Below are 5,709 nucleotides of genomic sequence, written 5' to 3'. Positions count from 1 at the left end.
ACGGGCAGGCCTGTTCTGCGAAGGGCCCGCCGCGCGTGCTCGGCGATTTCCTCATCTACTTCGATCGTTGTCACCCGTCCGGGGGCGACCTGCTGTGCGATCAGCGCGGCGTTGTAGCCGGTGCCGGCACCGATCTCCAGGACGTTCATGCCCGTCTGCACGTCGAGGAGATTGAGCATCAGGGCCATGACGTCCAGAGCACTGGACGAGCTGGTGGGGATCAGGCCCTTGCCGTCTTGCAGCTTCCCGTCGTCGACTTGGGTTATGATCCAGCTTTCGGATTCGACCAGTTCATGCCATTTCCTGGGGTTGTCGTGGCGGTTGACGGGGATTGCCCAGCCGTCCTCGTCATACGTCCAGATCACGTCTGGGATGAAGTCCGCGCGGTTCACACTGTCCCGCTTCCGGCGCGGACCCCGCACGTCTTGGTCTCTCCCGCGCTGTTGCCGTCCTTGCCGTCGCCTCCGACGGTGACCGTCCCGCGTCCGTTGCACCGTGCGCAGGTCTGCGGTTGGCGATGGCGGCCACCACCGGAGCTGCCCGAGTCGTCGCTGTTTCCGCCGCGATGTTTTCCCATGCCAATCTCCTGGCTGACTGATACGTATCGAGACAGGTGATGACCTGGGATGTAGGCGTCGAGGGTGGCGGAAGCGTGCCAACACCCGGGGCAGCTGTGCGCGCCTCGCGTATGGACAACGTCTCGATCAGCATCGTCAAAGTGTAGCCAGACGTGTACACCTTTGGTGTGACTGTCGCGGTCGCCCCGCACGCCCCTGGCCGCGTCGGCTCGTGTGCATCTCAAACCCGATCCTGTCGGCCAGAGGCGCATCGAACGGCTGCCTCCGCTGCCGCAGGGCCCGCCGATCGACATCACGTTCCGGATGGACCAGGGTGGTGCACTGACAGTCCAGGCGAAGGAACTCGTCACCGGTCAGACACCCGAGATCGAGCTGCGGATCGGAGAGCTCACGTCCAAGAAGATCGCCGATGCGCGGCGGACAGTATCCCGGCTGTCCGCCGTCTGGGACGACGAACAGCCGGGCACCGTTCGGCCAGGTGTTACGCGGTCACGGTGCCGTCGACAGGGTCAGCTTTCCGCGGCGGTGTGCGGTCCTGGGCGGCCTCGTGTTCGTAACTCTGCCACCGGCCGAGGATGTCGCGCTGCGCGAGCGCCTCAAGCCGGTCGGCCTCCTCGGGGTTGGCCATGCTGAGCCGGGCGAAGCGGGACTCGGTCGCGGCGAACTCGCTGAACGGGATCGACGGCGCCCGGGAATCGAGCGAGAACGGCTGCTCCTCCATGCGCGGATCGAACCGGTACAGGGGCCAGTAGCCGGACCGTACCGCGGCCTTCTGGTGCGCCATGCCGTTGGTCATGTTGATGCCGTGGGCGATGCAGTGGCTGTAGGCGATGATCAGTGACGGGCCACCCCAGCTGGCCGCCTCGTTGAAGGCCTTCACCGTGTGCGCGTCGTTGGCACCGAGCGCCACCTGGGCGACATACACGTCGCCGTAGGCTGCCGCGACGAGACCGAGGTCCTTCTTGCGGGTCCGCTTGCCGCCGACGGCAAACTTCGCGACGGCTGCCCGCGGCGTCGACTTCGACGCCTGCCCGCCGGTGTTGGAGTATCCCTCGGTGTCGAGGACAAGCACATTGACGTCGCGCCCGGAGGCGAGCACGTGGTCGAGGCCACCGAAGCCGATGTCGTACGCCCAGCCGTCGCCGCCGACGATCCACACGCTCTTCGCGACGAGGTCGTCGACGAGGGCGTCCAGCCGGGCGCTGTGGTCGACGCCCCCCAGCCGGCGTCGTAGTTCAGCCACCCGGGCCCGCTGGTCGAGGATGCCGGCCTCGGTGGACTGGTCGGCGTCCAGGATCGCGTCGACGAGCTGGTCGCCGAGCAGCGCGCCCTCGGCGCGCAGCAGACGGCGGGCCTCCCGGGCCCGGGCGTCCAGCGCGAGGCGCATGCCCAGGCCGAACTCGGCGTTGTCCTCGAACAGGGAGTTCACCCAGGCCGGGCCGCGGCCATCGGCGTTGGTCGTCCACGGTGTGGTGGGCAGGTTCCCGCCGTAGATGGACGAGCAGCCGGTGGCGTTGGCGACCACGATGCGGTCGCCGTACAGCTGGGTGAGCAGCTTCAGGTAGGGCGACTCGCCGCAGCCGGCGCAGGCGCCGGAGAACTCGAACAGCGGTTCCCGCAGCTGCGAACCGCGGACAGTGGTCGCCGAGGCCAACCCCGGCTCGACCGCCGGCAGGGTCTCGTGAAAGGCCCAGCTGATCCGTTCCTCATCGAAGCGGGAGGCGGCGTCGACCATGTCGAGGGCCCGGTGGTCGGGCATCTCGCGGCTCTTCGCCGGGCAGGCCTCGACGCAGACACCGCAGCCGGTGCAGTCATCCGGCGCGACCTGGATCGTGAGCCGGTACTCGCCAAGCCGGGGATCCTTCGGGCGGGTGTGGCGGAATGATGCGGGGGCGTCGGCGAGGCGGGCCGGGTCGAACAGGGTCATCCGGATCGCCGCATGCGGGCAGACGATCGCGCACTTGCCGCAGCTGACACACAGGTCGGGATCCCAGACCGGTAGTTCGCGGGCGATGCCGCGCTTTTCGTACCGGGCCGTGCCCACCGGGAAGGTGCCGTCGGCCGGCAGGGCGCTGACCGGGAGCTGGTCACCCTCACCGGCCATGATCCGCGACGTGACCTGCCGGACGAACTCAGGCACGTCACCGACCAGACGTCGGCGCACGGTTCCGCTGACCGCACAGCCGCGCAGGTCGACCTCGCACAGTGCGTTCAGCGCCGCGTCGATGGCCGCGGCGTTGCGACGCAGCATCTCCTCACCGCGCTTGCGCTGGCTGGCGAGGACGCCCTTCTTCACCGCGGCGACCGCCGCGTCCGCCTCGAACAGGCCGGACAACCGCAGGTAGCAGGTCTGCAGCACGGGGCTGACGATGCCGGGGATGCCGGCCGTCGCCGCCACCTGGTCGGCGTCGACGACAAACAGCCGGGCGTCCCTGTCCAGCAGGTGCCGCTGGGCCTCGGTGGGCAGGTGCGTCCACACCTGCTCCGGAGGGTAGGAGGTGTTCAGCAAAACGGTGGCGCCCTGCCCCGCTGCCGCGAACACGTCGACCCGGTCCAGCAGCGACGACTGGTGGCAGCCCACGAACTGGGCGTCACGGATCAGCCACGGCGCATCGACCGGCCGCGGCGCCAGCCGCAGATGCGACACCGTCATCGAGCCGGACTTCTTGGAGTCGAACACGAAGTAGGCCTGCGCATGCAGCGAGGTGTGATCGCCCACGATGCCGGCGGTGGTGCGGGTGGCGCCCACGGTGCCGTCGCTGCCGAGCCCGTAGAACACGGCGCGCAAGACGTCGTCCGGCTCGGGGAAGGCCGCCTCGTTCACGGTGAGGGACAGGTGGGTGACGTCGTCGTCGATGCCGACCGTCGTCTCGCGCCGCGGGCGGTCCCGGGTCAGCTCCTCGAACACCGCCGCCGCCATCGCGGGGGTGAACTCCTTCGACGCCAGCCCGTAGCGGACGCCGATCACCCGCGGCATGCGTTCGGGTCGTTCCGCGAGCGCTGCCAGCACGTCGAGCCGCAAGGGCTCGCCCAGCGCGCCCGGCTCCTTCGTCCGGTCGAGGACTGCGATCGAACGCACCGCCGGTGGCAGGCAGGCGAGGAACGCCGCACCGTCGAAGGGACGGTACAGCCGGACCTGGACGAACCCGACCCGCTCCCCACGCCCCACCAGCCGGTCGACCGCAGCGCGTACCGCCGACCGGCCGGAACCCATGATCACTACGACTCGGTCGGCTTCCGGGTGACCGTGGTACTCGAAGATCCGGTACGTTCGGCCGGTCGCGGCGGCCAACTGGTCCATCGCACGCTGGACGGCCCCCGGGACCGCCGCGTAGTAGGTGTTGGCCGCCTCGCGGCCCTGGAAGAAGGTGTCGGGGTCCTGCGTGGTGCCGCGGATCACCGGATGGTCCGGCGACAGCGCGCGGCGGCGATGCGCGTCGATGGGCCCGTCGGGCAGCAGGCCGGCCAGGGCCGGGTCATCGAGCAGCGTGACCTCGTTCAGCTCGTGCGAGGTGCGGAAGCCGTCGAAGAAGTGCAGGAACGGGACACGGGTGTGCAGCGTGGCCGCATGCGCGACCGCGGCGAGGTCGTGCGCCTCCTGCGGCGACGCCGAGGAGAGCATGGCGAAGCCGGTCGACCTCGCGGCCATCACGTCACTGTGGTCACCGAAGATCGACAAGGCCTGGGTGGCCACGGTCCGGGCGGCCACATGGAGCACCATCGGCGTGAGCTCACCGGCGATCTTGAACATGTTCGGCAGCATCAGCAGGAGCCCCTGCGACGCGGTGAAGGTGGTGGACAGTGCACCCGTCTGCAGAGCACCGTGGACGGCGCCGGCGGCACCGCCCTCGCTCTGTAGCTGGACCACCTCGGGTACCCCGCCCCACAGGTTGGGGCGCCCCGCGGCTGCCCACACGTCGGCGAGTTCGCCCATGCCCGAGGCAGGGGTGATCGGGTAGATGGCGATGACCTCGCTTGCCCGATATGCCACCGAAGCAGCTGCCTCGTTGCCGTCGATTGTCCGCTGCTTCATGAACCAAGACTTGCACGGGCGCAGGCCCATGCGGCGAAGGACGTCGTCCCGTCCGCACAGGACGTAGATCATGGCGACTCGGCAGTCGAACGTCACGGGCTCGCGGGCTGCCTCACCGCCGTCTCCGGGCGGCCCGGTCCGCGCGGACCCCGCCGGCCCGTGGATCAACCGCCGGGTTGGACGTCCGTCCGGGCCGGGCATTGCGGGGATGACTCCGTGGTCGGCAGGTAGAGGGCCTGCTCGGCCGCGGTGAGGTCACGGCCGGGTGAGGTCACAGCCGGTGAGGGTGCAGGCCTGGGCTGCCCACGCGGCCATCGACAGCGGCCAGCGCAGGACCTCGGGGGCCACCTGCCACGGCCAGCTGGCTCCCGTCCGGGCTCCCGGCGAACGCCCAGATGATCTCGCCGCTGGCCCGGGGTAACTGCCCGACGCTTCGTCCGATGGAGACGTCCCACAGGCGGATTCGTGGCGTCCTCGCCGCCGGAGGCGAGGACGGTGCCGTCAGGCGCGAAAACCAGCCCACGGATCATGTCGGTGTGGCCGCGCGCAGCGTCCGCTCCACGACCCCGAACGCGGCGCCCTCGTCGTCCACGTCGGTCACCAGATCCGCGAGGTCGCGCCGACGGCGGGTCGGTGGCGTGGTCTCGTCGCCGAGGTAGGCGAGCCGGGCGGAGGACACGCCGCGCGGCCCGTCGCCGGCAGCAGTGACAGCACTCGCGTCGGTGACCGACATCGACGTCGTCCCGGGAACACCGGCCGTAACCGAAGGCGCGGGGGAAGTATCGCTGCTATCCAACCTGGAACGTGTCCCGGTGGAACTGTCGCGGCTGGGGTCCACGGTGACGTACTGCCCGTTGGGTGAGACCCCGATGGTGCCGGGCCCGGATACGTCCAACGTCAGCGAGATATCGAGATATCAAGGGGGGCCGTTGTCCCTCCAATGACCACGATTCCCTCGCCAGCATACCGGCAGTTCTGTTCCTGCACGAAGATGGGTGGTCTCAACCGGTCAGTGCATTATCCGGGCATCCGTATCGTGCCGGAACCCCGTGGATCCCAGCACGATACGGGTGGTGCACTGACCGCTGGAGACCGCCC

At 69.5% G+C, this 5,709-nt stretch carries 3 protein-coding genes; all 3 read right to left on the bottom strand.

Annotated elements, in window-relative coordinates:
- A partial coding sequence (locus tag MJ785_RS19090) for a protein-L-isoaspartate O-methyltransferase (RefSeq protein ID WP_305039922.1) occupies nt 1–392 on the bottom strand: 392 nt, incomplete at its 3' end.
- Nucleotides 393–1,059: 667 nt separating this feature from the next.
- The gene (gene nifJ, locus MJ785_RS19085; RefSeq protein WP_370652991.1) at nt 1,060–4,611 is read right to left on the bottom strand and encodes a pyruvate:ferredoxin (flavodoxin) oxidoreductase; all 3,552 of its coding nucleotides are present in this window, start codon (nt 4,609–4,611) and stop codon (nt 1,060–1,062) included.
- Nucleotides 4,612–5,137: 526 nt separating this feature from the next.
- Nucleotides 5,138–5,344: a hypothetical protein gene (locus MJ785_RS19080; RefSeq protein WP_239376959.1), complete on the bottom strand. Its 207-nt coding sequence runs from the start codon at nt 5,342–5,344 to the stop codon at nt 5,138–5,140.
- Nucleotides 5,345–5,709 lie beyond the last annotated feature (365 nt).

Origin of the sequence: Protofrankia sp. CiT1 (assembly GCF_917627335.1) — a bacterium.
Classification (GTDB): Bacteria; Actinomycetota; Actinomycetes; order Frankiales; family Frankiaceae; genus Protofrankia.
This window is presented reverse-complemented; position numbering and strand designations above follow the sequence as displayed.